We start from the raw sequence: 3,478 nt of genomic DNA, 5'->3' as shown, positions 1-3,478 counted from the left end.
TTAACAAGCGAAAAGGTAGAAGATTGTCAACTGCTGATTCGCATTAATAATTAAAAAACAAAAAAAGTATACTATGAATTCTTTAAACAAATTGTACTCCTACCTACTTTTATCATTGACCAGCATTCTTTTTGTGAATGCTCACCCGACAATTATAAAACAAGATATTGACTGGCCCCAATTTATGAGTCAACAAGATATGATATGGGAAAAGTTGCCTGAATATTGGTATGATTCAGCCTTTTTAGGTAATGGGAAACTAGGATTAATGATCTATAAAGAACCCGGGAAAAACTACATACGCTTAGAAACAGGAAACTGTGATGTACACGATCACCGTGCCAAAAGAGATGTTTTTGGAATCCCCAGGCTGCTCACCGGACATTTCGCATTACACCCTAAAGGAGAAATTATCAGTGGGCAAATGCGCCTTGATCTTTGGAATGCCGAAGCATCAACAGATATAACAACGACCAAAGGAGTCATTCATTTAAAGACGATTGTTCATGCTGATGACATGATTATCGTAGTGAAAGCAACTACCGAAGGAGATGAAAATGATTTTAAATGGGAATGGGTAGCTGCTGAAGCTAATAGCCCGCGTTATCTCATTTTTAAGAGACGAGGACAAACTAATAAAATACCTCAAGATTATGAGCTCAACCCTGCACCAACAATCAGTCGAAATGGAAATATTAGTTTATCCGTTCAGAAGTTATTAGCAGGAGGTCAGACAACAGTAGGCTGGCAAGAGACTCAACAATCTAAAAAAGAACGGACTCTATGGATAAACCTTACCCATACATATCCTCAAAACAATTCCAGTGAAATATGCAAAACAGAAATTCAGAATGCCATACATAAAGGATATGATTCACTGCAATGCACGCATCGGAAATGGTGGAATGCCTACTATCCAACCAGCTTCATCACACTGCCTGAGGCACAAAAAGAAAATTTCTACTGGATTCAAATGTATAAACTGGCTTCTGCTACTCGTGGTGACCGTGCTTTAATAGATAATACAGGTCCATGGCTTACAGAAACACCATGGCCAAATGCCTGGTGGAATCTGAATGTGCAACTCACATATTGGGCTCTGAACGCCTCCGATCATCTGGACTTAGCAGCTTCACTGGAAAATGCTCTTTATAATCATGTGGATCAATTACGCCTTAACATCCCTGCTCCGTATCGCCATAACTCATTAGGTATCGGAGTCGCCTCCAATCTTGAATGTATGACAAGTGAAGTTGGAATTCCGGGAAAAGGCAAGGCACAAGTAGGATTACTCCCTTGGGCTTGTCATAATCTCTGGCTTATTTATCGCCACAAGATGGACGACAACGTGTTAAGACACAAATTATTTCCACTACTAAAAGAGTCAATCAACTATTATCTGCATTTCTTAAAACAAGGAAGTGACGGAAAATTGCATCTTCCTACAACTTATTCACCCGAATATGACGTCGTTGAAGACTGCAATTTTGATCTTGCATTACTCCGCTGGGGATGCCAGACATTAGTAGAATCGGCACATAGATTAAAGATCCAGGATCCGCTAATTGATACATGGAAAAATGTTCTCCTTAACCTCACTCCATATCCTATGGATGAGAACGGGTTACTTATCGGAAAAGATATGCCGTATGCCTTTTCTCATAGACACTATTCCCATTTGCTCGCTATCTACCCTCTATACCTTATCAATAAAGAACAACCGAACGACATCGAAACTATAGAGAAATCATTAGCTTTCTGGCAAAGTAAACCTAAAGCCCTGCTCGGCTATTCATGTACAGGCGCATCCTCCATATCCTCTGCTATCGGTAAAGGAAACGATGCACTTACATATCTAAATAAACTATTTGGTAAATACCTTAGCCCTACCACCATGTATAAAGAAAGCGGTCCCGTTATCGAAACACCTCTGTCCGGTGCGCAGTGCATCCATGATATGCTTTTACAAAGTTGGGGTGGCAAGATTCGTATTTTCCCAGCAGTTCCCGATACATGGCAGGATGTTGCATATTGTGGCTTACGTACAGAAGGAGCTTTTAAGGTATCTGCCAGCCGGAAAGATGGGAAGACGCAGTTTATTCATATAAAAAGTTTAGCAGGTGAACCTTGCATAATAACAACAGATATGCCTAATCCTATTTTCAAGGGAGAACGGACCTTTACTGTGAGCTCATCCGATAACACCTATCAAATCGATTTAAAGAAAGGAGAAGAAGTCTTAATTTACCCACAAGGAGTGCCACAAAATTTTGTTATTTCCCCAATTATGAAATCATCCAAAAATTGCTTTGGGCTGAAAATTGTCCAATCTAACACCTAAAATTATCCAAAATACAGCATTAAACTATGTCTGAAAAGGATGGCATTATGATATCTAATAGTCTATATCATAGAGTAAAATCCCCATTATTAGACAAAAATAATATATGATTCAACAAGATTAATATCAAAAAATCATTTTTGAACAAAGCTTGAACAAGACGAATCGCTTGCAATAAATAATCAAGCTATATTTGCAAACAGTAAAATAAAACTTTTAATAATTAAAACCTAATAAAGTATGAAGAACATCTTCTTTATTTGTATGTTCGCAACCGTTGCTTTTACCGGATGCGTAGATGATGATGATGACTTATTAACTGGTGAAGTTAGTCCAGGAGTAGAAATACTTCCTGAAAATAAACCGAATGAAGTAGTCGACTCAAAGTTATTTGAGATCATTAACCTCGATTACCCAGGATTAGAGAAAGTGAAAAAATTCTATGAAAGCGGAGAATACTATTATGCAGCTAACGAATTACTAGAGTATTATAGAACAAGAGTGGACGTAAATAACCCTAGCGTCAACTTGATTAACCCCACTATTTCTGAAAAAGATCAGCGAATTGCCGATCAAGCGCTTGAGCATCGTTTCTATGTAAAAGGATTCGCCGAAAGTGTAGATGAAGCAACCAAATTAGAAACATATTATTCTTTCTACGATGCATCTGCAAAAAAAATAGATTGGAGTGCCAACGAAGACAAGCAGAAGAAAGAGCAAGAGTTCAGATACCAGCTTCATCGTCATCAATGGATGCTTCCTCAAGCAAAAGCATACCGTATTAGTAAAGATGAGAAATACATTCAATCATGGATTGAAGCGTATGGCAGCTGGATAGAAACATTCCCATACACTCCCGGAACAGTATTTCCGCCGGCAGGTGGTTCAGAAAATGATGTAGACTATCAATGGAAAGGCTTGCAGGTAGCAGAAAGAGTCCTCTCTCAAGTAGACATCATGCCTTATTTCATTCATTCTACAAATTTCACACCAGAATGGCTTTCAACTTTCCTGGTTGCGTTTGAAAAAGAGGTAGAGTGTATTCGATTGAATTATTATCAAAGCGGCAATATCTTGATTTCTCAATATCAAGCCGTAGCCACTGCTGGTATATTAATGCCAGAATTTAAGTATGCA

The 3,478-nt window shown here is 38.4% G+C and carries 2 protein-coding genes; both read left to right on the top strand.

All coding sequences use genetic code 11. The features are described from left to right. Window positions 1-73: 73 nt before the first annotated feature. Window positions 74-2,341: a glycosyl hydrolase family 95 catalytic domain-containing protein gene (locus ACT8YW_RS22510; RefSeq protein WP_444107207.1), complete on the top strand. Its 2,268-nt coding sequence runs from the start codon at window positions 74-76 to the stop codon at window positions 2,339-2,341. Between the two features lie 240 nt (window positions 2,342-2,581). Next, a partial coding sequence (locus ACT8YW_RS22505) for a heparinase II/III family protein (RefSeq protein WP_444107206.1) occupies window positions 2,582-3,478 on the top strand: 897 nt, incomplete at its 3' end.

It is taken from the genome of Bacteroides sp. (assembly GCF_052357945.1).
Lineage (GTDB): Bacteria > Bacteroidota > Bacteroidia > Bacteroidales > Bacteroidaceae > Bacteroides.
The sequence above is the reverse complement of the archived record's forward strand: the minus strand, read 5'-3'. Positions and strand labels throughout refer to the sequence as shown.